Genomic DNA, 24,010 nt, shown 5'->3' on the forward strand with positions numbered 1-24,010 from the left:
GCCCTAGCGCTCCGACAGCTCGGAGGGCGCCTCCTGGACCGTCCAGCCGTTGCCGTCCGGGTCCTTGAAGAACATGAACGAGTTCCACGTCTCGCCCTTGCCCTCCTCCCAGCCCTTCTCGCCGACGTGCTGCACGGGGCTCACCTCCACGCCCCGCGAGACGAGCTGCTCGCGGGCCGCCTCGATGTCGGTCACGCACAGCTGGAGGCCGTGCAGCGAACCGGGCGTCATCAACTTCTCTCCCGGCGCCCCGGGCATACCGCTCTGCAGGGTGATCGAGCACCGCGAGCCGGGCGGGGTCAGCTGGATGATGCGGAGCCCCGGCGCCACCTCCGTGTCCAGGTCGACCGTGAATCCGCACTTCGTGCCGTAGAAGTCCTTCGCCCGGTCCAGGTCGGTGGCCGGGACGAGGACGACCTCGAGGGTCCAGTTCATGAGCGCTCCTCCGTCGGTGACTGGGTCCATCAAACCCAAACTCCGTACGCGCCGCCGACTGATCGACGACACGCGTCGCGGTTCACGGCGGCCGGTCCGGAAGGCGAACGGGGGCCTCGCGCCGTGCTGGGACGGCGGTGCTGTCGCCTCAGCACCGCCGAGACCTAGGAGGCCCGGCAGGTGCCGGCTCAGGTGGATGGCTCGTGCTACCGGCGGCGGCGAACGCTGGTCTCGGCAGCGTACGGGGCGGTGACGGTGCAGTCGTCCGGCACGGCGCGGATGGCCAGGGTGACGCCGCTGGTGATCTGGCAGCGTCGGCCGATGGCGACGCCGGGGCCGATGCTGATGTTGTTGCCGGTCTGGGTGTCGTCGCCGATCACTGCGCCGAACTGGGTTGTTCCCGACCGGTACAGGCCGGTGGGGGTCCGCATGATGACCTCCCGGTCGGGGGTGCGCATGTCGGTGGTCATGTTGATGGCGGCGACGGTGATGTCAGCGGACAGGTGGGTCCGGGCTCCGAGGATGGTCCGGTTGATGCCGATGCGGTGCCCCAGGACGGCGTCCTCGCCGACGAAGGCGGCGGTGACTTCGCAGTTGAAGCCGACCCGGGCCCCGGCGCACAGGATGCTGCCCTTTCGGACGGTGGTGAACTCGTGCACCTTGACGTCCGGCCCGATGATCACGTCGTCGCCGATGATCGAGGTCGGGTGGATGTGGGCGGAGGGGTGAATGCGCTGTTCCTCCCCCAGCAGGACCAGGGCCTCGCGCTGGAGGCCGGGCCACTGCGCGAGGAAGTCGGCCAGCTCGAACGTCTCCAAGGCCTGGTAGGTGGTCGTCGCGATCGCTCCGCGCGTGGGGGCGGCGACATAGTCACCGAGGACGATCCGCGCCATGGCAGGGGCCTCTCTCTGGGCTTCGGGACCGGTGTTCGTCGGCGGTAGGCTCGCCGTTCACCTGGCCCCCGGAAGGAAGTGGTGGTTGTGTCCCGGCCACGCGTGGGTGTCGCCGTGCTGACGATGGGCGACCGGATGCCTGAGCTGCTGGCCCTGCTGGACTCCGTGGCCAAGCAGGACGAACCGGCGGTCCGAGTCGTGGTCGTCGGGAACGGCACGGCCCTGCCGGGCCTGCCCCAGAGCGTGACCGGGGTGGAGCTGGAGGAGAACCTGGGCGTGTCCGGCGGCCGGAACGTCGCCTGGCACCGGCTGCGCGAGTTCGGCGACGTGGACGTCCTGGTGGACCTGGACGACGACGGCCTGCTCATCGAGGCGGACGTCTTCCGGCGGATCGCGGACCTGTATGAGGCGGACGCCCGGCTCGGCATCGTCTCCTTCCGGATCGCGGACGAGACCGGCGCCACCCAGCGCCGCCACGTGCCCCGCCTGCGTGCCGGTGACCCGATGCGGCGGGGCCTGGTGACCACCTTCCTGGGCGGCGGGCACGCCCTGTCGATGCCGATGCTGGAAGAGACGGGCGGCTGGCCGGACGCCTTCTTCTTCACCCACGAGGAGACCGACCTGGCCTGGCGGGCCATCGACCGGGGCTGGGACGTCCTGTACGAGCCGCAGCTGGTGCTCCAGCATCCGAGGACCTCCCCGGCCCGGCACGCGGTCTATTACCGGATGACGGCCCGCAACCGGGTCTGGCTGGCCAAGCGGCACCTGCCGGCGCCGCTCGCTCCGCTCTACCTCGGGGTGTGGGCGGGCCTGACGGTGGCGCGCACGCGGTCCTTGGCCGGTCTGCGGGCCTGGTTCGGCGGGTTCGCCGAAGGGGTCAGGACGTCCGGCGGCCCGCGCCGCCCGATGCGGTGGCGGACGGTGTGGCGGCTGACCCGGCTGGGCAGGCCCCCGGTCATCTAGACCGCGGTGGCTTGCCTGAGCCAGTCGGCGGCAGCCGGGGTGCTGCGGAGCCAATCCACATAGCGGTCGACGCCTTCCGCGACGCTGACCTTCGGCTTCCAGCCGAGGACGTTCTCCATCTTGCGGATCGCCGCGTACCCGCCCAGCGGGTCACCGGCCGGCATTGGGGTGTCGAGGAAGACCGTGTGCGGGTAGTGCCCTTGAACCAGTTCGGCGACCTTCCGCACGGTGGTGGGCACGCCCGTGCCGATGTTCACGATCTCGGTGTGGGCCCTCGGGCTGATGAGGGCGCGCAGGGTGCCCTCGGCGATGTCGTCGACGTGGACCAGGTCCCGCACCTGCCGTCCGCCGCCGTTCAGATGCAGGGGCAGGCCCAGGTGGGCGCGGGCTGCGAACCAGGCCACGACCCAGGAATGGGAGTGCGGCTTGATGGTCTGGGGTTCGCCGTAGACGGAGAAGTAGCGCACGATCGCGTACGACGTGCCGACCTGGCCGAGCACCAGTGCGGTCTGCCCCTCGCCCCACACCTTGGTGTTGCCGTAGACCGACTTGGGCCGCATGCGGGTGAACTCGTGGAACTGGGGCGGGATGCGGCCGTGCACGGTCTCCATCAGCTGCCGCATGGTCAGCAGGTCGGGGCTGTCGGTTTCCTCGGGGTTGCCGTCGCCGTAGACGCTGGCGGAGGAGACGAACACCATGCGGCGTACGCGGTCCGTCGCGGCCACGGCATCCAGGACGGTCTGGGTGCCGGCCACGTTGGTGTCGATCGCCGCGAGGGGTTGGCGGGTGCACGCGGCGACGTCCGCCAGGGCGGCGGCGTGGATGACGTAGTCCGCCTTGCCGACGAGCTCGCGGACCAGGGCTGCGTCCCGGACGTCGCCCAGGACCACGTCGGGGGTCGAGGCGTGTACGCCGAAGAGGTCGGCGTACACGTGGTCGGGGTAGGCGTTCATGGTGCACAGCGACACCGGGCGGGCCCCCAGGGTCCGCAGCTGGGCGGTGATGCGGGAGCCGACGAGCCCTGCGCCGCCGGTCACCAGGACGGTCGCACCGGAGAGGACGGCAAGGTCTGAGCGGTGGTACACGATGCCTCCACAGAACGAGGGGTGGATCTCGTGACGAGGCCCCGGCACGGGACACGGTCGCCTCATGCCGGGCAGTGGCCCGCCCGAGCCACCGGATGTGGACCGGGGCGGGCCCGGGCGGGTGAGCATCAGTCAACGGCCTGTGACCAAGAGGGGGGAGGGGCCATCCTGTAGGTCTCTGTAAGCCCGCGTAGGCCAAGGGGGGCAGCGGTGCAGACGGTGACCATCACGGACCTGATCCGGACGGCGTGCGAGGAACGCGGGTGGGGCCCGACCAAACTGGCCCGCGAAGTCGCCGTGGCCGCCGGACGCGGGCCGGACGGCCTGGAGCGGCAGTACGCCCGCCGGTGGATGAAGGGCGAGCGCACTCCGTCACCGGACGGGTGGCTGCCGTACGTCGTCCAGGTCTTACATCTGGACCTGACCCGTATCCGCGTTTCCGATCGGGGTGATCCTGAACCGCCCGCCGCGGATACCGTGGGATCAGTCCTTGCCCTGGGGAGGAGTGACATGGAACGCCGCACCATGCTGGCCGCGACCGCCGCGTTCGCGCTGTCGGCGCTGAACCTCCCCGACGCCGAGGCCATCACCCGCCGGGTGGCCACCGCACCAGCCAACGCCCTGCGGGTCGGGGCCGGTGAAGTCGCGGCGATCCGGCAGATGACCCGTACCCTCGGCGACACCGCCGCCGAATACGGCGGCGCCCACGCCCGCCGACTGGCAGTCCAGTACCTCGCCGACAACGTCGGCCCCTGGCTGAACGGCCGGTACACCGAGAACACCGGCCGCGCCCTGTTCGCCGCCGCGTCCGAACTGGTGCACCTGTGCGGGTGGATGGTCCAGGACGAAGGCAACGACGACCACCACCAAGGCCTCGCGCAGCGCTACTACGCCCACGCCTTCGCCCTCGCCGAAGAGGCCAGGGAGCCGGAACCGGCCGCGACCGCACTGCGCGGGATGGCCACCCAAGCCATCGACCTCGGACCGCGCGGCCGGGCCGTTGCTCTGCGCCTGTCGGAGAAGTGCGTCGAGTACGCGGACCGGCTCGAGGAGCCGAAAGCCGTCGCCTACTACCAGACCACCCTCGCGGACGCCGCCGCCCTCGACGGCGACCAGCAACTCGCCCGCACCGCCTTGGCGAAATCCCAGAACGCCATCGAAAGGGCAACGGCTGCCCCGGGGGAGTCCTGGGCCTCCCACTTCTCCACCGGCCGGTGGGCCCACCACTCCGGCATGATCCTGGCCCGCCTCGGCGACCTGGACAGCGCCCGCGAACACCTCCAGCACGCCCTCGACGTCCACGGCCTGGACCGCCGGCGCTCCCGCGCCATCGTCCTCGGCGACCTCGGCCACGTCCACCTTCGCCAGGGCGACCTGGACGGTGCCCTGGCCGCGTGGGGCGACTTCGTAGACTGCGCCGAAGGCGTCCAGTCCGTGCGAATCACCGACGCGCTGACCGACCTGCGCGTGCGTCTCACCCGCTACGACAAGGCCCCCGGCGTGGCCGAACTGGACGGACGAGCCGCAGCACTGCTGTGACATGACGGCGGCCCGAACCTGCCTGTGCCTCCGCTCCGCGTGCACGCGGAAGCATGGTGACGGTGCTGACAAGGTGCTGCACGTGGCAGCAGTTCGCAGGCCGCCTCGTTCGGGCCGTCGGGAGCGACAGGTCCCACCGCAGCAGCGAACCTCGTCGTTCGCGCCAGCTCACCGCTCCGGCTCACCGCCCCCAGGGCGACCAGTTCAGCCGGCCGTCCAGGCCCAGCGTCGCGAAGCCGGTCGGCGCGGCCGCCGGGGCGCCGGCGAACAGCCCCCGCCCGGGCACCCACGGCCCGCCGGGACCGGCCGCCGACACCGCGCCGGTGCCCCCGCGCGCGGCCAGCCGGCCGTCCGACGCGGCCACCGCGCCGTGCCCCGCGACCGTGCCCGGCACGTCGAGCACCGGCGAGGCGTGGCCGGTGCCCGCGAAGCGGGCCGAGCGGACGTCACCCGAGGCGGGCTTGCGGAACCAGAGGCGGACCCCGTCGGCGCCGTCGGCCGAGGCGCTCAGCGCCCCGGTGGTCGCCGGCAGCCCGGTCGGCACCGGGCCGGTGGCGGGACGGGCGGCGGCGTCGGCCGAGGTGCTCAGCGCCCCGGTCGGCACCGGGCCGGTGACCGGACGCCCGGCCGGTCCCGTCCAGGCCAGCACCGTCTTCGGCGTCGCCGCGAACACGTAACCGCGTCCCTTCGCGTCCGTCGCCGCCACCGGGTCGCCCCGCAGGTCCTTGCCGCCGGCCGGCCGCCAGGGGGACCAGCCGCCGTCCGCGTGCTGGACGCTCACCCGCAGCGTGTGGGCGCCGTCGCGCACGTACACCGCCATCGGGCCCGCCCGGTCCACCAGCACCGCGGGCAGGCTGATGTCGGACGTCGACGACGCGTCGTCCCGCTCCGGGCTGCCCAGCGAACGCCACGCGCCGAACTCCCCGCCCGGCGCCGACTGGAGGGTCGTCACCACCTCGCGGCGGTACTCGCCGTCCAGCTCGGTACGCGTACCGAAGACCGCGATCCGCCCGTCCGGCAGCCGCACCGACGTCACCCCCGCGTCCAGGCCCGCGCCCTCGCGCAGGATCGGACCGGTCCACTTCGCCGTGGCGCCGGCCTTGCGCCACACGGCCAGGCGGCCGTCCAGCACCGAGAACGCGTACAGCTCGCCCGCACCCGCACCCTGCTGCACCCAGGAGGCCGAACCGCCGCGGGCGTAGCGGATGGACTGCGCCCAGTCGTGCCCGGCGGGGCGCGCCGCCACCTTGCGGTCGCCGCAGCCGGCCGGGTCCTCGCAGTAGTCCGTGTGGTCCCACCACGCGTACGTCTTCAGCGTGCGCAGCTTCGCCGCGGTGGTCCGCGGGTCCAGGGCGTGCGGCATGCCGCCGGTCGGGTACCCGAGGTAGTTCTGCACGGCGAACGCCGGACGCCCCGGCTTCTCGGCGTACCGGGCGAGCGCGGCCTGCGCGAAGCGGGCGCCGTACATGTGGTCCTGGTGGTCGGCGAGCTTGCCCGTCTGGTCGTTGCGGCCCGGCGTCGGGTCCATCAGCCGTACGAAGGTCGGCCTGAAGCGTTCGAGGACGCCGGTGATCGTCTCGACGGTCCCGGTCCTGGTGTACGAGAAGTCGTCCCGGACCGGCGAACCCGCCGCCAGCTGCGACTCCAGGCGCTCCACCCGGCCGTCCCACAGGCCGTGCAGGCTGTGCGGGCGGTCGCCGGTGATGCTGCCCGCCTCGCGCAGCTGCAGCCACACCAGGCTGATCTGCGGCTTGGCGCGCAGCGTGTCCAGCTCGGCCCGCCCGCCGCCCGCGGTGGCGATGGAGGTGCGGTCCCAGGGGCTGGTGCGGTTGCCGGTGGCCATCTCCGCGTACGCCGCGCGTATCCCGTTCTGCCGGGCCTCCGCGTACGCCGCCTTGTCGGCGCGCGGCTTCGGGTCCTGCTTGCGGGCGTTGCGGCCGTCGGACTCGCCGGCCGTGAGGTACACGGAGGTGAGGCTGCGCCCGGAGGCGATGGACTGGCTGGTGTCCGGGTTCATGAAGAACAGGTCGTCGTCCGGGTGCGCCATGATCTGGAGAACCGATTCGCCGTGGGTGCGGACCGGCTTGACCGCCTTCTCCTCGGGCACGCCCCGGCTCGGTACGTCGGAGGCGTCCGACGAGCCGGCGGTCAGCGCCAGCGTCCCGCCCGTGATCCCGGCCAGCACGGCGAGGGGCGCGGCCACGAACAGGGCGCGGCGGAACGAGGGCAGGGTCGGGCGGGGCATGGGCGGCGGGCTTCCTTGACGAGGGAGGGGGCGAACCGGCAGAGAAGAGGGCCGCCGCGGCCAGCGGGTTCATCCGGCGCGGTGTGCCGTGCCTCACGCCCGCCCGCCGTCGCCCTCAACACCGCGGGCGGAGGCAGGGCGCGGCGACGGAGGGTGGCCGGTCCCGCGCTGCGGTGTCGGCGCGGGCGGATAGGCTCACCGCGTGGGAGCCGACCTCGCGGAGGGAGACGGGCAGATGGGTTCGCCGGGGCGCAGGAGCAGCACGTTCACCCGACTGCTGCGGCACGGCTTCACCGATCCGTCCGCCGCCGAGCGGCTCCTGGAGCTGCCCGTGCTGTCCGCCGTGCGCGGCGACCCGGTCCTGCTGGACGCGCTCGGCGCCACCGCCGACCCTGATCTGGCGCTGCGCGGGCTCGTCCGGCTGGCCGAGGCGCAGCAGGACGAGGGCCGGCAGCTGCTCGGCACCGTCCTGAGCGCCAAGCCGCTGCGGGACCGGCTGCTCGGCGTGCTCGGCTCCTCGGAGGCGCTCGCCGACCACCTGGCCCGGCACCCCCGCGACTGGGAGGCGCTCGTCACGTACGAGTCGGTGGACCTGCACCCGGGCGTCGAGGACTTCGAGCGCGGGCTGGCCGGGGCGACCGATGCCGTGTCGCTGCGGGTCGCGTACCGCCGCTGCCTGCTGGCCATAGCGGCGAGGGACGTGTGCGGAACCACCGACGTCGCCGAGACCGCCGCCGAGCTGGCCGACCTCGCGACCGCCACCCTGCGCAGGGCCCTCGCCATCGCGAGCGCGGCGGCTCCGGAGGACGCGGCGCTGTGCCGGCTCGCGGTCATCGCGATGGGCAAGTGCGGCGGCCACGAGCTGAACTACGTCTCCGACGTGGACGTCATCTTCGTCGGGGAGCCGGTGGAGGGCGCCGACGAGCAGAAGGCGGTGCGGGCCGCCACCCGGCTCGCGTCCCACCTGATGCGGATCTGCTCCGAGACCACGGTCGAGGGGACCATCTGGCCGGTCGACGCCAACCTGCGGCCGGAGGGCAGGAACGGGCCGCTGGTGCGGACCCTGTCGAGCCACCTCGCCTACTACCAGCGCTGGGCCAAGACGTGGGAGTTCCAGGCGCTGCTGAAGGCCCGCCCGGTGGCGGGGGACGCGCAGCTGGGCGCCGCGTACCTGGAGGCGGTGTCACCGCTGGTGTGGCAGGCCGCCGAGCGGGAGAACTTCGTCGCCGACGTGCAGAAGATGCGGCGGCGGGTGGTGGACAACATTCCCGTGGCGCAGGTGGACCGTGAGCTGAAGCTCGGCCCCGGCGGGCTCCGGGACGTGGAGTTCGCGGTGCAGCTGTTGCAGCTGGTACACGGCCGCAGTGACGCCACCCTGCACAGCGGCAGCACGCTGGAGGCGCTGGCGGCCCTGGCGGCGGGCGGCTACGTGGGGCGCGCGGACGCGGCGCAGCTGGACGAGGCGTACCGCTTCCTGCGGGCGATGGAGCACCGGATCCAGCTGTTCCGGCTGCGGCGGACGCACCTGGTGCCGGAGGCCGACGAGGACCTGCGGCGGCTGGGCCGCTCCCTGGGGCTGCGCACCGATCCGGTCGCCGGGCTGAACCGCGAGTGGCGCCGGCACGCGTCGGTGGTGCGGCGGCTGCACGAGAAGCTGTTCTACCGGCCGCTGCTGGACGCCGTCGCCCAGCTCACGCCGGGGGAGACGCGCCTGAGCGCCAAGGCCGCCGGGCAGCGGCTGGAGGCGCTCGGGTACGCGGACCCCGCGGCCGCGCTCCGGCACCTGGAGGCGCTGTCGTCCGGGGTGACCAGGAAGGCCGCGATCCAGCGGACGCTGCTGCCGGTGCTGCTGGGGTGGTTCGCGGACTCGGCGGACCCGGACGCCGGGCTGCTGGGCTTCCGCAAGGTCTCGGACGCGCTGGGCAAGACCCCTTGGTACCTGCGGCTGCTGCGGGACGAGGGCGCGGCGGCGGAGAACCTCGCCCGGGTCCTGTCCGCCGGCCGGCTGGCACCCGACCTGCTGCTGCGCGCCCCCGAGGCGGTGGCCATCCTGGGGGCGCCCGAGGGGCTGGAGCCGCGCGGCCGGAGCCATCTGGAGCCGGAGATCCTCGCCGCGGTCGGCCGGGCGGAGGACGCCGAACTGGCGGTCGCCGTGGCCCGCGGCGTACGACGCCGTGAGCTGTTCCGCACCGCCGCCGCCGACATCATCGGCTCGTACGGCACCGAGGACAGCCCCGCCGAGCCCGACCCGGGCGCCCTGGTCGACCGCGTCGGACAGGCGGTCACCGACCTGAACGCGGCGACCATCGCGGGCGCGCTGCGGGCCGCCGTGCGCGGCCAGTGGGGCGACACGCTGCCCACCCGGTTCGCCGTGATCGGCATGGGCCGCTTCGGCGGCCACGAGCTGGGGTACGGGTCCGACGCGGACGTGCTGTTCGTGCACGAGCCCCGCGAGGGCGTCGACGAGCAGGAGGCGGCGCGGGCGGCGAACGCGGTGGTGGCGGAGATGCGGCGGCTGCTCCAGCTGCCCACCGCCGATCCGCCGCTGCTCATCGACGCGGACCTGCGCCCCGAGGGCAAGAGCGGCCCCCTGGTGCGCACCCTGAAGTCGTACGCGGCCTACTACCGCCGCTGGTCCCTCGGCTGGGAGAGCCAGGCGCTGCTGCGCGCCGAGCCGATGGCCGGCGACCCGGACCTCGGGCGCCGGTTCATCGAGCTGGCCGACCCGCTGCGCTACCCCGAGCGGGGCCTGGACGACGCGGCGGTACGGGAGATCCGGCGCCTGAAGGCCCGCATGGAGACGGAGCGCCTGCCGCGCGGCGCCGACCCGGCGCTCCACACCAAGCTGGGGCGCGGCGGCCTGTCGGACGTCGAGTGGACCGTCCAGCTCCTGCAGATGCGCCACGGCCACACCGTGCCGGGGCTGCGCACCACCCGCACCCGCCGCGCGCTGACCGCCGCCGCCGAGGCTGGCCTGATCGACGCGCAGGACGCCCAGGTCCTGGACGAGGCCTGGGTGCTGGCCACCCGGGTCCGCAACGGTGTGATGCTGGTGCGCGGCCGGGCCGGCGACACCTTCCCGTCCGACGGCCGCGAGATGGCGGCCGTCGGACGCTACCTCGGCTACGGCCCGGGGCACGTCGGCGAGATGGTCGAGGACTACCGCCGCACCACCCGCCGCGCGCGGGCGGTGGTGGAGGAGCTGTTCTACGGCGGCTAGGCGTTTCGTCCGGGTCCAGGTCGTGTCCGTGAAGTCTCGCCTGGCCGTGACGCCCTCCGGGCGGACGACGCTACTGTCGAAACACGCCCTAGAACGAGGCGTGGACGTGGTCCTTCACCGTGGTGCGCCAGCTCTCCGCGTCCATGCCGGCGTACGAGAACGTCAGCCGTCCGCTCGTGCCCAGGTGCAGGTCCAGATCGTGCTCCCGGGCCACGAACTGGACCTCCAGCTGGCCGGGGCGCTCGTAGGCGGCCGGCCAGGAGAACTCGAACTCCTGCCAGAAGTCCACCGCCTGGTTCCCGCCCTGGGCGACGCCCCGCTTGACCTCCGCCTCGTCGTACCGGAAGCCCAGGTCCCGCAGGATCCGCAGCAGCGTCTCCTGGGCGGGCAGCGCGTGCACGCGGAACTCGTCGAAGTCGCCCCGGTCGACGGCGTTGTCGACGGCCAGCTCGGTGCGCACGGCCACCCGCCCGCCGTTCACGGGCATGCCGAAGGCGTGCGTGAGCGGTGTTTCCCAGGGGAGGTGCAGGTCGGTCTCGAAGAGGCGGGTCTCCCCGGCGCGCAGGGTGAACGGGCCGACGGGGTGCCCGGCGGCGACCACTCCGGGCCGGGTCCAGCCGCTGGTGGGCTCCCGGTCCTCGAAGCGGCTCACGACGTCCAGCTTGAGGTGCGTGATCTCCACGTCGGCGCCGCCACCGCGCAGGGTGGTCCTCGCGACGACGCGGTCGCCCGGGCGCGCGGACATGCCGTCCAGGACGGTCTCCACCTCGGGCGCGTTGACACCCAGAGCGCTCAGGAACTTACGGAAAGCCATGGAACAGGTCCCCTCCCGGACGGATCCGGGCGATCCGTCCGAGCGGAGACCCTAGATCACGACTCGGTCAGGGGCGAGAGGCCGCCGTCGGCGGGACCTCGGCCGGGGCCGGGGCGGGGGCCGGGACCTCCGCCGGGACCGGGGGCGGGACGGCGGCGGGGCGTGGTGCCACGTGGCGCGGGAGGCGGTGCGGCAGGGTGCCGTACCAGACGTACGCCAGGGCGTAGCCGAAGGCCAGGCAGATCATGCCGCCGACGGCGTCCAGCCAGAAGTGGTTGGCGGTGGCGACGATGACGACGAGGGTGGCGGTGGGGTAGAGCAGGCCGAGGATCCTGGCCCAGGGCGCCTTCGCCACGGCGAAGATGACCAGCCCGCACCACAGCGACCACCCGATGTGCATGGACGGCATCGCGGCGTACTGGTTGGACATGTTCTTCAGGTCGCCCGACGCCATCGAGCCCCAGGTGTGGTGCACCAGGACGGTGTCGATGAACTTCTCGGAGGTCATCAGGCGCGGCGGTGCCAGCGGGTACAGGTAGTAGCCGAGCAGGGCGATTCCGGTGGTGGAGAACAGCACGAGGCGGGTCGCCGCGTACCGCCCCGGGTGCCACCGGTACAGCCACACCAGGACACCGATCGTGACGATGAAGTGCAGCGTGGCGTAGTAGTAGTTCATGCCCACGATCAGCCACGTCACCGAGTCCACGGCGTGATTGACCGTCTTCTCCACGGCGATGCCGAGCGTCTGCTCGGCCCGCCAGATCCAGTCGGCGTTGCGCAGCGCCTCGGCCTTCTGCTCGGGCACCGCGTTGCGGATCAGCGAGTACGTCCAGTAACTCACCGCGATCAGCAGGATCTCGAACCAGATGCGGGGGCGGCGCGGGGCGCGCATCCGCTGCCACGGGGTCCGGCGGTCCGTCGCACGGTCCGGACCCTGTTCGATGGGTGATTCCACCGGTGGTGCCGGGGCCTCGCGGCCTTCCAGTGTCCTCACAGTCGTGTCACCCATGGGCCAAGAGTCTGCCAGATAGGTCTACTCGGTCGATCATCCGTCAGTCTGGTCCTCGGCGCCATCCGTACGCCTTGGGGAGGATGGCCTTTCGGGGGACCGCTGCCCCTGCGGCCCCGAGGCGGTCGACCCGCGGACGACCAGCTCGGGCATGAAGACGAACTCGCTGTGCGGGGCGGGGGTGCCGCCGACCTCCTCCAGCAGGGCCCGGACGGCCGCCTGGCCCATCGCCTGGACGGGCTGGCGGATGGTCGTCAGGGGCGGGTCCGTGAACGCTATGAGGGGGGAGTCGTCGAATCCGACGACGGAGACGTCCCGGGGGACGTGCAGGCCCCGCTGCCGGGCGGCGCGGATGGCACCCAGGGCCATCATGTCGCTGGCGCAGACGACGGCGGTGCAGCCCCGCTCGATCAGGGCGGTCGCGGCGGCCTGGCCGCCCTCCAGGGTGTAGAGCGAGTGCTGGACCAGCTCCTCGCACTGCTCCGGCGTCAGTCCGAGCCGCGCCTGCATGCCGAGCAGGAAGCCCTCGATCTTTCGCAGCACGGGCACGAACCGCTTCGGGCCCACCGCGAGACCGATCCGGGTGTGCCCGAGGGAGGCGAGGTGGGTGACGGCGAGCTGCATCGCGGCGCGGTCGTCGGGCGAGACGAACGGTGCCTGCACCTTCGGGGAGAAGCCGTTGAGGAGGACGTACGGGACGCCCTGGCCGCGCAGCTGGTCGTAGCGCGTCATGTCGGCGGTGGTGTCGGCGTGCAGGCCCGAGACGAAGATGATGCCGGAAACGCCCCGCTCGACCAGCATTTCGGTGAGTTCGTCCTCGGTGGAGCCGCCCGGGGTCTGGGTGGCGAGGACGGGCGTGTAGCCCTGGCGGGTCAGGGCCTGGCCGATGACCTGGGCCAGGGCCGGGAAGATCGGGTTGTCCAGTTCGGGGGTTATGAGCCCGACCAGTCCGGCGCTGCGCTGGCGCAGTCGTACGGGGCGCTCGTAGCCGAGGACGTCGAGGGCGGCCAGCACGGACTGGCGGGTGGCCGCGGCCACACCGGGCTTGCCGTTGAGCACGCGGCTGACTGTGGCTTCGCTGACCCCCGCCTGGGCTGCGATGTCGGCTAGCCGCGCGGTCATGGGATGCGACTGTACCGGCCGCACGTCAGCTTGCCCACCAGACGCAGGACTCGGGCGCGAGGACGACGGTCGGGCCGTCGTCGCCGGGCCCCGCTCCGGCCGCCGACTCCCGTGCGGGCGGCGGTACTTTGCCCCCGGCCGCGGGGGCCGGCGGGACCGGGTCCGCCCCGGTCGGCCCGGCCGCCCCGGACGGTTCGAGCGGTCCGCGGTCGCCGCCGCCGGCGGCACGGCCGGTCCCGTCACCCGCGGCGCCACCGTGAGCGGTGACGGGACCCGTGACGGGACCCGCGCCGTCGCCGTCGTCCTCGCCGGGCGCCCCGCCGTCGCCCTGTGCCCCGCCGCCGGCCGGACCGTCCGCCGGGGCGCCGGGCGACGGGACGGGCGCCGGGGCGTCGGCGGGGGCCGCGGAGGCGGGCGCGCTCGTCAGCAGGACCCGGCCGCCCGGGGTACGCAGGGCGACCGGCCGGTCGGTGAGGTTGACCGTGCACACCAGGTCGCCCTGCCAGGGGCCGGTGCCGGGGCCGTGCGCGCGGCGGCGGAAGGCGAGCACCCCGTCGGGCGCGGGCAGCCACTCCACCGCGTCGCCCGCTCCGAGCGCCGGGTGCTCCCGGCGCAGCGCCAGCGCGGCGCGGTACAGCTCCAGCGTCGAGCCGGGGTCCCCGGTCTGCGCCTCGACCGACAGGTCACGCCACGACGCCGGCTGCGGGAGCCAGCTGCCACCGGGCCCGAAGCCGTACGAGGGCCCCTCCGCCGTCCACGGGATCGGCACCCGGCACCCGTCGCGCAGCCCGTCCTGGCCGTCGCCGCGCAGGAAGGCCGGGTCCTGGCGGACCTCGTCGGGCAGCTCCGTGACCTCGGGCAGCCCGAGCTCCTCGCCCTGGTAGACGTAGGCGGAGCCGGGCAGCGCCAGCATCAGCAGCGCGGCCGCCCGCGCCCGCCGCAGCCCCGTGGCGCCCTCGCCGTACCGGGTGGTGTGGCGGACCACGTCGTGGTTGGACAGCACCCAGGTGGTCGGTGCGCCCACGGAGGTGGTGGCCCGCAGCGAGTCGTCGATGACCCGCCGCAGCGCCGCCGCGTCCCACGGGCAGTTCAGGAACTGGAAGTTGAACGCCTGGTGCAGCTCGTCGGGGCGCACGTACAGCGCCAGCCGCTCGGCCGAGGGCGCCCACGCCTCGGCGACGGCGATGCGCTCGCCCTCGTAGGTGTCCAGGAGCCGCCGCCAGCCGCGGTGGATCTCGTGGACGCCGTCCTGGTCGAAGAACGGCAGCTGCTGGGTGCCGATCAGCCGCGCCTGTTCGCCGTGCCCGATGTCGGGCATGCCGGGCGCCTTGACCATGCCGTGGGCGACGTCGACGCGGAAACCGTCGACCCCGAGGTCGAGCCAGAAGCGCATCACGGACTCGAACTCGGCCGTGACCTCCTCGTGGTCCCAGTTCAGGTCGGGCTGCTCGGGGGCGAAGAGGTGCAGGTACCAGGCGCCGTCCGGGGTGCGCGTCCATGCCGGGCCGCCGAAGACGGACTCCCAGTCGTTGGGCGGCAGCGCCCCGTCCGGGCCCCGGCCGGGGCGGAAGTGGTAGCGCTCGCGGCCCCGGCCGGCCAGCGCCTCGCGGAACCACGGGTGCCGGTCGGAGGTGTGGTTTGGCACGATGTCGACGATCACCCGCAGTCCGAGTTCGTGGGCCGTGCGCACCAGGTCGTCCGCGTCCGCCAGGTCCCCGAAGACCGGGTCGACGGCGCGGTAGTCGGCCACGTCGTAGCCGCCGTCCGCCTGGGGCGAGGCGTAGAAGGGGGTGAGCCAGACCGCGTCGGCGCCCAGCCGGGCCAGGTGGGGGAGGCGCTCGCGGGCACCGCGCAGGTCCCCGACGCCGTCGCCGTCGCTGTCCGCGAAGGAGCGGACGTACACCTGGTAGATGACGGCGTCCCGCCACCACCGCCGGCGGTCGCGGGGAGGGGTCGCGGGGTGGGCGTCGTCCGGCGCCGGGGCGGGCTCCCCGGGCGCCTGGACGGGCGAGGTCAGCTCGTGGGCCATGTGCGGTGTCCCTCTCGGTGCGGCCGGTCCGGGGCTGTGTGTCTGACGAGGTGAGCGCGTTCTTGAAACGGTCCTGCAAGGCCTTACGAAAAGGCTTGCAGAGCCCTGCCGGGCTGCGCAAGCCCGCCTCGCCTCGTCTGTCAAGCGATCCGTCGGCAACCGTAGGGACACGCGGATGTAACGATCGGCGTGCCTTGCAGAAATTTGCCGCAAGCTCTTTCGACTCGTTTTCATCCCTGTTACGTTCCTGGCAACCCGGCGCGCCGCGAGGGAGCGGTCTGCAGGAGGCACGAGATCCAGACATGTGATCCGCCTTCGTCTTCCCGGGATCAGTTGAAGGAGTTCACATGCGGCGTGGCATAGCGGCCACCGCGCTGGTCGCGGCCCTCGGTCTGACGACGGCGGCGTGCGGAGGCGACAGCGGTGACCAGGGCGGGTCCAACAGCTCTGGTGAGCTGTCCGGCACCGTCACCTACTGGGACACCTCGAACGAGGCCGAGAAGGCGACCTACCAGGCGCTCGCCGAGGGCTTCACCAAGCTGCACCCCAAGGTAAAGGTCAAGTACGTCAACGTCCCGTTCGGCGAGGCCAACGCCAAGTTCAAGAACGCGGCCGGCGGCAACTCCGGCGCCCCCGACGTGATGCGCACCGAGGTCGCCTGGGTCGCCGACTTCGCCAGCCTCGGCTACCTCGCCCCGCTGGACGGCACCCGCGCCATCGAGAACCAGGGCGACTGGCTGCCGCAGGCCGCCGCCAGCACCAAGTTCGACGACAAGACCTACGCGGTCCCGCAGGTCATCGACACCATGGCGCTCTTCTACAACAAGAAGATGCTCAAGGACGCCGGTGTCGACGTCCCGTCGAACCTCAACGCGCTCAAGGACGCGTCGGCGAAGATCAGCAAGAAGTGGCCGGGCAAGTCGGGCCTGTACCTGCGCGGCGACGACCCGTACTGGTTCCTGTCCTTCCTCTACGGCGAGGGCGGCGACCTGGTCGACGCCGACGGCAAGAAGGTCACGATCGACGACCCGTCCGGCGTCAAGGCGTACAAGACCATCAAGGACCTGGTCGACTCGAAGGCGGCGATCACCGACGCCTCCGACGGCTGGAACAACATGCAGAACGCGTTCAAGTCCGGCAAGGTCGCGATGATGCTCAACGGCCCGTGGGCCATCGCCGACTCGCGCGCCGGCGCCGAGTTCAAGGACCCGAAGAACCTGGGCATCGCGCCCGTCCCGGCCGGCAGCGCCGGTCAGGGCTCCCCGCAGGGCGGCTGGAACCTCTCCGTCTACGCCGGCTCCAAGAACCTGGACGCCTCCTACGAGTTCGCCAAGTACATGAGCTCGGCCAAGGTCCAGCAGGAGACCACCGAGAAGCTCAGCCTGCTGCCGACCCGCCTCTCCGTGTACACGAAGCCGACCGTGTCGGGCAACGAGATGGTCCAGTTCTTCAAGCCGGCCGTCGACAAGGCAGTCGAGCGCCCGTGGATCCCGCAGGGCAACGCCCTCTTCGAGCCGATCCGCCTCCAGATGGCCAACGTCCTGGGCGGCAAGACCACTCCGGAGAAGGCCGCCCAGGAGACGGGCGACGCCTACCGCAAGATGCTCAAGGACTACAAGTAAGCAGTGGGAAGGGCTGACCGACCAATGGCTGTCGAGACCAGCCAGTCGGTGGCGAAGGCCGCGGGCGCCAACAGCGCCCGCGGCCGCGGCCGCCGCACTGAGAACACCCCGCGATCCACGGGTCCGGGCCGCCTGCGCAGGGCGCTGAGCACCCACTGGTACGCCTGGAGCATGGTCGCTCCCGTGGTGGCCGTGATCGGCGTGATCATCGGCTACCCGCTGGCGCGCGGGTTCTACCTGTCGCTGACGGACGCCAACGAGGCCAACGTCGAGCGCACCATCGGCGTCAACCACATCCCGGCGACGTACGAGTTCGTCGGCCTCGACAACTACAAGGCCGTCCTCACGGACAACGTCTTCTGGGACCGGCTCGGCTGGACGCTGGTCTGGACGGTCAGCTGTGTCGCCCTCTCCTTCACCCTCGGCCTCGTCCTGGCCAACATGCTCAACCGCAAGCTCAAGGGCCGCACCTTCTACCGCATGGCCCTGATCCTGCCGTGGGCCGTCCCGGCCTTCGTCTCGGTCTTCACCTGGCGGCTGCTGTTCAACGAGCGCAGCGGCCTGTTCAACCAGCTCCTCGCCGGCGGCGGCATCGACGCGATCTCCTGGCTGAACGACCCCACCTGGGCCAAGGTCTCCGTCATCGCCGTCAACGTCTGGCTCGGCGTGCCCTTCATGCTCGTCGCCATGCTGGGCGGCCTCCAGTCCATCCCCGCCGAGCTGTACGAGGCCGCCGAGATGGACGGCGCGACCGCCTGGCAGCGGTTCCGCCACATCACGCTGCCCGGGCTCCGGCCGGTCTCCGGCACGGTGATCCTGCTCAGTTCCATCTGGACGTTCAACATGTTCCCGGTGATCTTCCTGCTCACCCGGGGCGGACCGGGCGACGCCACCGAGATCCTCGTGACGTACGCCTACAAGCTTTCCTTCGTCGTCAGCCCGCGCGACTTCGCGGGATCGGCGGCCTGGGGCGTGCTGATCCTGGCGCTCCTGTCGCTCTTCGCGGTGGCCTACCGCCGCGCGCTCCGCAAGCAGGGAGACATGTGGTGAGCACCAACACGCAGAGCGCTCCGGCGCCCAAGGTCCGGGCCCGCGGCGAGCGTTCGCCGCTGGCGTCCCTGGGACTGCACCTGACGCTGCTCGTCGCCACCCTCACCGCGGTCTTCCCGCCGCTGTGGCTGGTGATCACGTCGTTCAAGCCGAAGACCGACGCCTTCGACACCTCGGTCGTCAAGAACTTCACCTTCGGCAACTACAGCCACGTCCTCGGCGACACCCAGTTCCTGGCCTGGCTCGGCAACTCGCTGGTCGTCGTCGGCATCACCACCGTCATCGGCGTCTTCATCTCCGCCACCACCGGCTACGCCGTCAGCCGCTTCCGCTTCCCGGGCCTGCGGCCCCTGATGTGGCTGCTGCTGATCACCCAGATGTTCCCGGTCGCGGTCCTGATCGTGCCGCTGTACAACCTGCTGGCCTCGCTGGGCATGCTGAACCAGCCGGTCGGCCTGGTCATCACGTACCTCACCGTCGCCGTGCCGTTCTGCGCCTGGATGATGAAGGGGTACTTCGACGGCATCCCCGCCGAGATCGACGAGGCGGGCCGCGTCGACGGCCTCACCCCGTTCGGCACCTTCTGGCGGCTGATCATGCCGCTCGCCAAGCCCGGCCTGGCGGTCACCGCGTTCTACACGTTCATCACCGGCTGGGGCGAGGTGGCGTACGCCTCCGCGTTCATGACCGGCGAGGAGAACCTCACTCTCGCGGGCGGCCTCCAGACCTTCGTCAACCAGTACACCGCCGACTGGGGTTCGCTCACCGCCGCCGCGGTCCTGATCGCCGCGCCCGCCGCGGTGGTGTTCGGGCTCGTCCAGCGCCACCTGGTCTCCGGCCTGACGGCCGGCGCCACCAAGTCGTGACCGGTGCCCGCTGACCCGCGCCCCCGCCCGGGCGGCCGTCCGTTAGGGCGGTGCCGCCCGGCGGCACGCCCCTCACCGCACCCGCAACCCGGTCAGCGGCGCCGGTCCGGCCTCCGGGCCGGCCGGTCGCCGCTCCACTCCTACTCCAGGGAAGACATGACCCAGCACCTCGCTGCCCCCGCCGCCCCCGCCACCGGCACGCACACGGGCTGGTGGAGAGACGCGGTGATCTACCAGGTCTATCCGCGCAGCTTCGCCGACGGCAACGGTGACGGCATGGGCGACCTGGAAGGCGTCCGCAGCCGGCTGCCGTACCTGAAGGACCTGGGCGTCGACGCCGTCTGGCTCAGCCCCTTCTACGCGTCGCCCCAGGCCGACGCCGGCTACGACGTCGCCGACTACCGTGCCATCGACCCCATGTTCGGCAACCTCCTCGACGCCGACGCGCTGATCCGCGAGGCGCACGCGCTGGGCCTGCGCGTCATCGTCGACCTGGTGCCCAACCACTCCTCCGACCAGCACGAGTGGTTCCAGCGCGCACTGCGCGAGGGCCCCGGATCGCCGCTGCGCGAGCGCTACCACTTCCGCCCCGGCAAGGGCGAGAACGGCGAACTGCCGCCCAACGACTGGGAGTCCATCTTCGGTGGCCCGGCGTGGACGCGCGTCGAGGACGGTGAGTGGTACCTGCACCTCTTCGCACCCGAGCAGCCCGACTTCAACTGGGAGCACGCCGCCGTCCGCGACGAGTTCCGCTCGATCCTCCGCTTCTGGCTCGACATGGGCGTCGACGGCTTCCGCGTCGACGTCGCCCACGGCCTCGTCAAGGCGGCCGGGCTGCCCGACATCGGCGCCCACGACCAGCTCAAGCTGCTCGGCAACGACGTCATGCCGTTCTTCGACCAGGACGGCGTCCACGAGATCTACCGCAGCTGGCGCGACGTCCTGGCCGAGTACGACGGGGAACGCGTCCTGGTCGCCGAGGCCTGGACCCCCACCGTCGAGCGCACCGCCAACTACGTGCGCCCCGACGAGATGCACCAGGCGTTCAACTTCCAGTACCTGGGCACCTACTGGGACGCCGCCGAGCTGCGCAAGGTCATCGACGCCTCGCTCGCCGCGATGCGTCCCGTCGGCGCCCCCACCACCTGGGTGCTGTCCAACCACGACGTCACCCGGCATGCCACCCGGTTCGCCAACCCGCCCGGCCTCGGCACCCAGCTGCGCACGGCCGGCGACCGGGAGCTCGGGCTGCGCCGGGCCCGCGCGGCGACCCTGCTGATGCTGGCGCTGCCCGGCTCCGCGTACGTGTACCAGGGCGAGGAGCTCGGCCTGCCGGACGTCACGGACCTGCCCGACGAGGTGCGCCAGGACCCGTCGTTCTTCCGGGCCACCGGCCAGGACGGCTTCCGCGACGGCTGCCGGGTGCCGATCCCGTGGACGGTCGGCGGCTCGTCGTACGGGTTCGGCAGCGGCGGCAGCTGGCTCCCGCAGCCCGCGGACTGGGCCGGCCTGAGCGTCGAGGCCCAGACCGGCGACCCCGGTTCCACGCTGGAGCTGTACCGGAGCGCCCTGGCCGTGCGCCGCGAGCAGCCTGGGCTGGGCGCGGGTGACGGCGTGCGGTGGCTGGACGCGCCCGAGGGCGTGCTGGCGTTCGCCCGCGAGGGGTTCGTCTGCCACGCCAACACCACCGGCCGGGCGGTCCGGGTGCCGGTGCCGGGCCGGATGCTGCTCGCCAGCGACCGGGTGCGCACCAGCGTCGACGGCACCGCCGAACTGCCCGCCGACACCACCGTCTGGTGGGCGGTGTGACGATCGTGTCGCCCCGCGGCGACGCACGGACCGAGCCGCGGGGCGACGGAGGAGGGGGCGCCCCGCGGCTCGCGGACATCGCCGCGCAGGCCGGGGTCAGCGAGGCCACGGTCAGCCGGGTCCTCAACGGCAAGGCGGGCGTCGCCGGGCCGACGAGGACCCGGGTGCTGGCCGCGCTCGACGTCCTCGGCTACGAGCGGCCCGTACGGCTCAAGCGGCGCAGCGCCGGCCTGGTGGGGTTGGTCATCCCCGAGCTGACCAACCCCATCTTCCCGGCGTTCGCGCAGGTCATCGAGCAGGTGCTGGCCGGGCACGGCTACACGCCCGTGCTGTGCACCCAGATGCCCGGCGGCGCCACCGAGGACGAGCTGGTCGAGCAGCTGGAGGAGCGCGGCGTCACCGGCATCGTGTTCCTGTCCGGGCTGCACGCCGACACCAGCGCCGACCCGTCGCGGTACGTCCAACTGGCCGCCCGGGGCGTGCCGTTCGTCCTCATCAACGGCTTCAACGAGCACATCGACGCCCACTTCGTGTCGCCCGACGACCGCTCGGCCGCCCGGATGGCGGTGACGCACCTGGCCGAACTGGGCCACGAGCGGATCGGGCTGGCGATCGGCCCCACCCGCTACGTCCCCTCGCGGCGCAAGGCCGAGGGGTTCACGGCCGCGCTGCGCGGCCTGCTGGGGGTGGGCGCCGAGGAGGCCCGGTCCCGCGTCCAGCAGACCCTGTTCGGTGTCGAGGGCGGGCACGCGGCGGCCGGGGTGCTGCTCGACCAGGGCTGCACGGGCATCGTGTGCGCCAGCGACCTGATGGCGCTCGGCGCGATACGGGCGGTGCGGGCGCGTGGCCTGGACGTGCCGGGTGACGTGTCGGTGGTCGGCTTCGACGACTCGCCGCTGATCGCGTTCACCGACCCGCCGCTGACGACGGTGCGCCAGCCGGTGCAGGCGATGGCGACGGCGGCGGTGGACGCGCTGCTGGAGGAGATCGACGGCAATCCGGTGCAGAGGACGGAGTTCGTCTTCCAGCCGGAGCTGGTGGTACGGGGTTCCACCGCCCGCCGCAGGTGATTTCGGGCGGCGGGGAGGGGCCCGGGGCCCGCCCGTGATCGGGCGCGGCGGGGTCTTCTTGGGCCCCGGGCCTCCCGGCTGGTGACCGGCCCGGCCGGCCGGCGCGTGGAGCCCCGGGGTGCGGGACCCTCGGCCGGCCGGACCGGAGTCGTGGTTGAACGTAGCACTGCTGCAAGTGCTTGCGAAAGGTTTTGCAGTCCTGGATCCGGCCGATTTCCGTCACGTGAACCACGTGTGTCCAAAGGGTTGACCGCGTCCCCGGCGGCTCGTACGGTCTCGACCGAAAACCCTTGCTGCTTTCTTGCAGCAAGAAGATTCACCAGGGCCTTGCGGGCATGGCGCGTTGCCGTACGAGGCTGCACCGTCGCACACCCCCGCACCTCCCATTCCCCAGGAGGAAACATGGCCAAGAAGACCGTGGCCGCTGCGCTCGCCCTCGTGGCGGGAGCCGCCGTGGCCGTCACGGCGCCCCCCACGCCCGCCGCCGCGGCCCCGCCCGGCGGCAAGGACGTCACCGCCGTGATGTTCGAGTGGTCCTTCGCCTCGGTGGCCAAGGCGTGCACCGACACCCTCGGCCCCGCCGGATACGGATACGTCCAGGTCTCGCCGCCCCAGGAGCACATCCAGGGCGGCCAGTGGTGGACCTCGTACCAGCCCGTCAGCTACCGCATCGCCGGACGGCTGGGCGACCGCACCGCCTTCAAATCCATGGTGGACACCTGCCACGGCGCGGGCGTCAAGGTCGTCGCCGACACCGTCATCAACCACATGGCGGCCGGCAACGGAACCGGCACCGGCGGCTCGTCGTACACCAAGTACGGCTACCCGGGCCTGTACTCGGCGCCCGACATGGACGACTGCACCGCGCAGATCACCAACTACCAGGACCGGGTCAACGTCCAGCACTGCGAACTCGTCGGCCTCGCCGACCTGGACACCGGCGAGGAGTACGTCCGCTCGAAGATCGCCGGCTACATGAACGACCTGCTGTCCCTCGGCGTCGACGGCTTCCGCATCGACGCCGCCAAGCACATGCCGGCCGCCGACCTCGCCGCCATCAAGGCCAAGCTCACCAACCCGGGCGTCTACTGGAAGCAGGAGGCGATCCACGGCGCCGGTGAGGCCGTCTCGCCCAGCGAGTACCTCGGCAACGGCGACGTCCAGGAGTTCCGCTACGCCCGCGACCTCAAGCGCGTCTTCCTCGGCGAGAACCTCGCCCACCTCAAGAACTTCGGCGAGGCCTGGGGCCACATGGAGTCCGGCAGGTCCGGCGTCTTCGTCGACAACCACGACACCGAGCGCGGCGGCGACACCCTCACCTACAAGAACGGCTCCGCCTACACGCTCGCGAGCGTCTTCATGCTCGCCTGGCCCTACGGCTCCCCGGACGTCCACTCCGGGTACGAGTGGAGCGACAAGGACGCCGGCCCGCCCTCCGGCGGCAACGTGAGCGCCTGCTACAGCGACGGCTGGAAGTGCCAGCACGCCTGGCGCGAGATCGCCTCCATGGTCGCCTTCCGGAACGTGGCCCGCGGTCAGGGCGTCACGAACTGGTGGGACAACGGAGGCGACCAGATCGCGTTCGGCCGCGGCACCAAGGCGTACGTCGCGATCAACCACGAGACGTCCGCCCTCACCCGCACCTTCCAGACCTCGCTGCCCGGCGGCGACTACTGCGACGTCCAGAACAACCGGCCGGTCACCGTCAACGGCAGCGGCCAGTTCACCGCCACCCTCGGCGCGGGCACCGCCGTCGCGCTGCACGCCGGGGCGCGCACCTGCGGCGCCGGGTCCACGACCCCGCCCCCGGCCACCACGGGCGCGTCCTTCGCCGTGAACGCCACCACCGTCCCCGGCCAGAACATCCACGTCACCGGCGACCACCCCGCGCTCGGCAACTGGAACGCCGCCGCCGCGCCGAAGCTCGACCCGGCCGCGTACCCCGTCTGGAAGCTGGACGTGAACCTCCCGGCCGGTACGGCCTTCGCGTACAAGTACGTCCGCAAGGACGCCGCCGGGAACGTCACCTGGGAGTCGGGGGCCAACCGCACGGCCACCGTCCCGGCCTCCGGCAAGGTCACCCTGAACGACACGTTCCGCCCCTGACGGCAGGGGGCCCGGCGACACGACACGACCCGGCCCCCGCACGCCCGTCGCACCCGCCGCCCCGCGCCCCCGACCGGGCCGGGGCGGCCCGCAACCCCCGTCCGCGTGACCCTCATCGAGGAGCTACGGCCTT

The 24,010-nt window shown here is 72.6% G+C and carries 16 protein-coding genes and 1 pseudogene; 9 read left to right on the forward strand and 8 right to left on the reverse strand.

Going from position 1 to position 24,010, the window contains the following annotated elements; translation table 11 throughout:
- Positions 1–3: 3 nt before the first annotated feature.
- Together EIZ62_RS23690 and EIZ62_RS23695 are read right to left on the reverse strand one after the other, a co-directional pair.
- Entirely contained in the window at positions 4–435 is a 432-nt protein-coding gene (locus EIZ62_RS23690) for a VOC family protein (RefSeq protein WP_156694710.1), read from the reverse strand.
- A 206-nt stretch (positions 436–641) separates the two neighbouring features.
- On the reverse strand, positions 642–1,328 hold the full coding sequence (locus EIZ62_RS23695; protein ID WP_156694711.1) for an LbetaH domain-containing protein: 687 nt from the start codon (positions 1,326–1,328) through the stop codon (positions 642–644).
- An 87-nt stretch (positions 1,329–1,415) separates the two neighbouring features.
- Here EIZ62_RS23695 and EIZ62_RS23700 point away from each other — a divergent pair, with 87 nt between their 5' ends.
- A complete protein-coding gene (locus EIZ62_RS23700) occupies positions 1,416–2,291 on the forward strand; it encodes a glycosyltransferase family 2 protein (protein WP_156694712.1) in 876 nt (291 codons plus the stop codon).
- Here the strand turns inward: EIZ62_RS23700 and EIZ62_RS23705 are convergent.
- A complete protein-coding gene (locus tag EIZ62_RS23705; RefSeq protein WP_156694713.1) occupies positions 2,288–3,376 on the reverse strand; it encodes an NAD-dependent epimerase/dehydratase family protein in 1,089 nt (362 codons plus the stop codon). The two genes, EIZ62_RS23700 and EIZ62_RS23705, sit on opposite strands and share 4 nt — an antisense overlap.
- Positions 3,377–3,595: 219 nt before the next feature.
- Between EIZ62_RS23705 and EIZ62_RS23710 the strand changes: the two genes are divergently transcribed.
- Complete coding sequence (locus tag EIZ62_RS23710; protein WP_483030216.1) at positions 3,596–4,915, forward strand: tetratricopeptide repeat protein; 1,320 nt, start codon at positions 3,596–3,598, stop codon at positions 4,913–4,915.
- A 181-nt stretch (positions 4,916–5,096) separates the two neighbouring features.
- Here EIZ62_RS23710 and EIZ62_RS23715 read toward each other — a convergent pair whose 3' ends face one another.
- On the reverse strand, positions 5,097–7,160 hold the full coding sequence (locus tag EIZ62_RS23715) for a PIG-L family deacetylase (protein ID WP_156694714.1): 2,064 nt from the start codon (positions 7,158–7,160) through the stop codon (positions 5,097–5,099).
- A gap of 235 nt (positions 7,161–7,395) precedes the next feature.
- Between EIZ62_RS23715 and EIZ62_RS23720 the strand changes: the two genes are divergently transcribed.
- Positions 7,396–10,380: a bifunctional [glutamine synthetase] adenylyltransferase/[glutamine synthetase]-adenylyl-L-tyrosine phosphorylase gene (locus EIZ62_RS23720; protein ID WP_156696564.1), complete on the forward strand. Its 2,985-nt coding sequence runs from the start codon at positions 7,396–7,398 to the stop codon at positions 10,378–10,380.
- Between the two features lie 88 nt (positions 10,381–10,468).
- Here the strand turns inward: EIZ62_RS23720 and EIZ62_RS23725 are convergent, their stop codons facing one another.
- From EIZ62_RS23725 to EIZ62_RS23740, 4 genes and pseudogenes are all read right to left on the reverse strand, one after another.
- A complete protein-coding gene (locus EIZ62_RS23725) occupies positions 10,469–11,194 on the reverse strand; it encodes a sporulation protein (protein WP_156694715.1) in 726 nt (241 codons plus the stop codon).
- A gap of 67 nt (positions 11,195–11,261) precedes the next feature.
- On the reverse strand, positions 11,262–12,203 hold the full coding sequence (locus EIZ62_RS23730; RefSeq protein ID WP_156694716.1) for a phosphatase PAP2 family protein: 942 nt from the start codon (positions 12,201–12,203) through the stop codon (positions 11,262–11,264).
- A gap of 36 nt (positions 12,204–12,239) precedes the next feature.
- The gene (locus EIZ62_RS23735) at positions 12,240–13,325 is read right to left on the reverse strand and encodes a LacI family DNA-binding transcriptional regulator (RefSeq protein WP_156694717.1); all 1,086 of its coding nucleotides are present in this window, start codon (positions 13,323–13,325) and stop codon (positions 12,240–12,242) included.
- Between the two features lie 412 nt (positions 13,326–13,737).
- Positions 13,738–15,354, reverse strand: a pseudogene (locus EIZ62_RS23740) (glycoside hydrolase family 13 protein); the annotation flags it as partial.
- A 347-nt stretch (positions 15,355–15,701) separates the two neighbouring features.
- Here EIZ62_RS23740 and EIZ62_RS23745 point away from each other — a divergent pair.
- The 6 genes from EIZ62_RS23745 (at position 15,702) to EIZ62_RS23770 (ending at position 23,877) form a co-directional block, all read left to right on the forward strand.
- Positions 15,702–16,976, forward strand: a complete 1,275-nt coding sequence (locus tag EIZ62_RS23745) for an extracellular solute-binding protein (RefSeq protein ID WP_156694718.1) — start codon at positions 15,702–15,704, stop codon at positions 16,974–16,976.
- Positions 16,977–17,000: 24 nt separating this feature from the next.
- Positions 17,001–18,026 (forward strand): carbohydrate ABC transporter permease, encoded by a 1,026-nt coding sequence (locus EIZ62_RS23750; protein ID WP_156694719.1) that lies wholly within the window; start codon positions 17,001–17,003, stop codon positions 18,024–18,026.
- Positions 18,023–18,892 (forward strand): sugar ABC transporter permease, encoded by an 870-nt coding sequence (locus EIZ62_RS23755; RefSeq protein WP_156694720.1) that lies wholly within the window; start codon positions 18,023–18,025, stop codon positions 18,890–18,892. The genes EIZ62_RS23750 and EIZ62_RS23755 overlap by 4 nt, the downstream gene beginning before the upstream one ends.
- 156 nt (positions 18,893–19,048) lie before the next feature.
- Complete coding sequence (locus tag EIZ62_RS23760; protein ID WP_156694721.1) at positions 19,049–20,701, forward strand: glycoside hydrolase family 13 protein; 1,653 nt, start codon at positions 19,049–19,051, stop codon at positions 20,699–20,701.
- On the forward strand, positions 20,686–21,771 hold the full coding sequence (locus tag EIZ62_RS23765) for a LacI family DNA-binding transcriptional regulator (RefSeq protein ID WP_156696565.1): 1,086 nt from the start codon (positions 20,686–20,688) through the stop codon (positions 21,769–21,771). The genes EIZ62_RS23760 and EIZ62_RS23765 overlap by 16 nt, the downstream gene beginning before the upstream one ends.
- 402 nt (positions 21,772–22,173) lie before the next feature.
- Entirely contained in the window at positions 22,174–23,877 is a 1,704-nt protein-coding gene (locus tag EIZ62_RS23770) for a carbohydrate-binding module family 20 domain-containing protein (protein ID WP_156694722.1), read from the forward strand.
- The last annotated feature ends 133 nt before the right edge of the window (positions 23,878–24,010 follow it).

This window comes from Streptomyces ficellus (genome assembly GCF_009739905.1).
Taxonomy (GTDB): domain Bacteria; phylum Actinomycetota; class Actinomycetes; order Streptomycetales; family Streptomycetaceae; genus Streptomyces; species Streptomyces ficellus_A.

What these genes read in the sequence shown, in the direction of transcription:
- EIZ62_RS23770 (WP_156694722.1), top strand. Translation starts at nt 22,174, where the DNA reads ATGGCCAAGAAGACCGTGGCCGCTGCGCTCGCCCTCGTGGCGGGAGCC.
- EIZ62_RS23715 (WP_156694714.1), bottom strand. Translation starts at nt 7,160, where the DNA reads ATGCCCCGCCCGACCCTGCCCTCGTTCCGCCGCGCCCTGTTCGTGGCC.
- EIZ62_RS23695 (WP_156694711.1), bottom strand. Translation starts at nt 1,328, where the DNA reads ATGGCGCGGATCGTCCTCGGTGACTATGTCGCCGCCCCCACGCGCGGA.
- EIZ62_RS23760 (WP_156694721.1), top strand. Translation starts at nt 19,049, where the DNA reads ATGACCCAGCACCTCGCTGCCCCCGCCGCCCCCGCCACCGGCACGCAC.
- EIZ62_RS23720 (WP_156696564.1), top strand. Translation starts at nt 7,396, where the DNA reads ATGGGTTCGCCGGGGCGCAGGAGCAGCACGTTCACCCGACTGCTGCGG.
- EIZ62_RS23735 (WP_156694717.1), bottom strand. Translation starts at nt 13,325, where the DNA reads ATGACCGCGCGGCTAGCCGACATCGCAGCCCAGGCGGGGGTCAGCGAA.
- EIZ62_RS23745 (WP_156694718.1), top strand. Translation starts at nt 15,702, where the DNA reads ATGCGGCGTGGCATAGCGGCCACCGCGCTGGTCGCGGCCCTCGGTCTG.
- EIZ62_RS23750 (WP_156694719.1), top strand. Translation starts at nt 17,001, where the DNA reads ATGGCTGTCGAGACCAGCCAGTCGGTGGCGAAGGCCGCGGGCGCCAAC.
- EIZ62_RS23725 (WP_156694715.1), bottom strand. Translation starts at nt 11,194, where the DNA reads ATGGCTTTCCGTAAGTTCCTGAGCGCTCTGGGTGTCAACGCGCCCGAG.
- EIZ62_RS23730 (WP_156694716.1), bottom strand. Translation starts at nt 12,203, where the DNA reads ATGGGTGACACGACTGTGAGGACACTGGAAGGCCGCGAGGCCCCGGCA.
- EIZ62_RS23690 (WP_156694710.1), bottom strand. Translation starts at nt 435, where the DNA reads ATGAACTGGACCCTCGAGGTCGTCCTCGTCCCGGCCACCGACCTGGAC.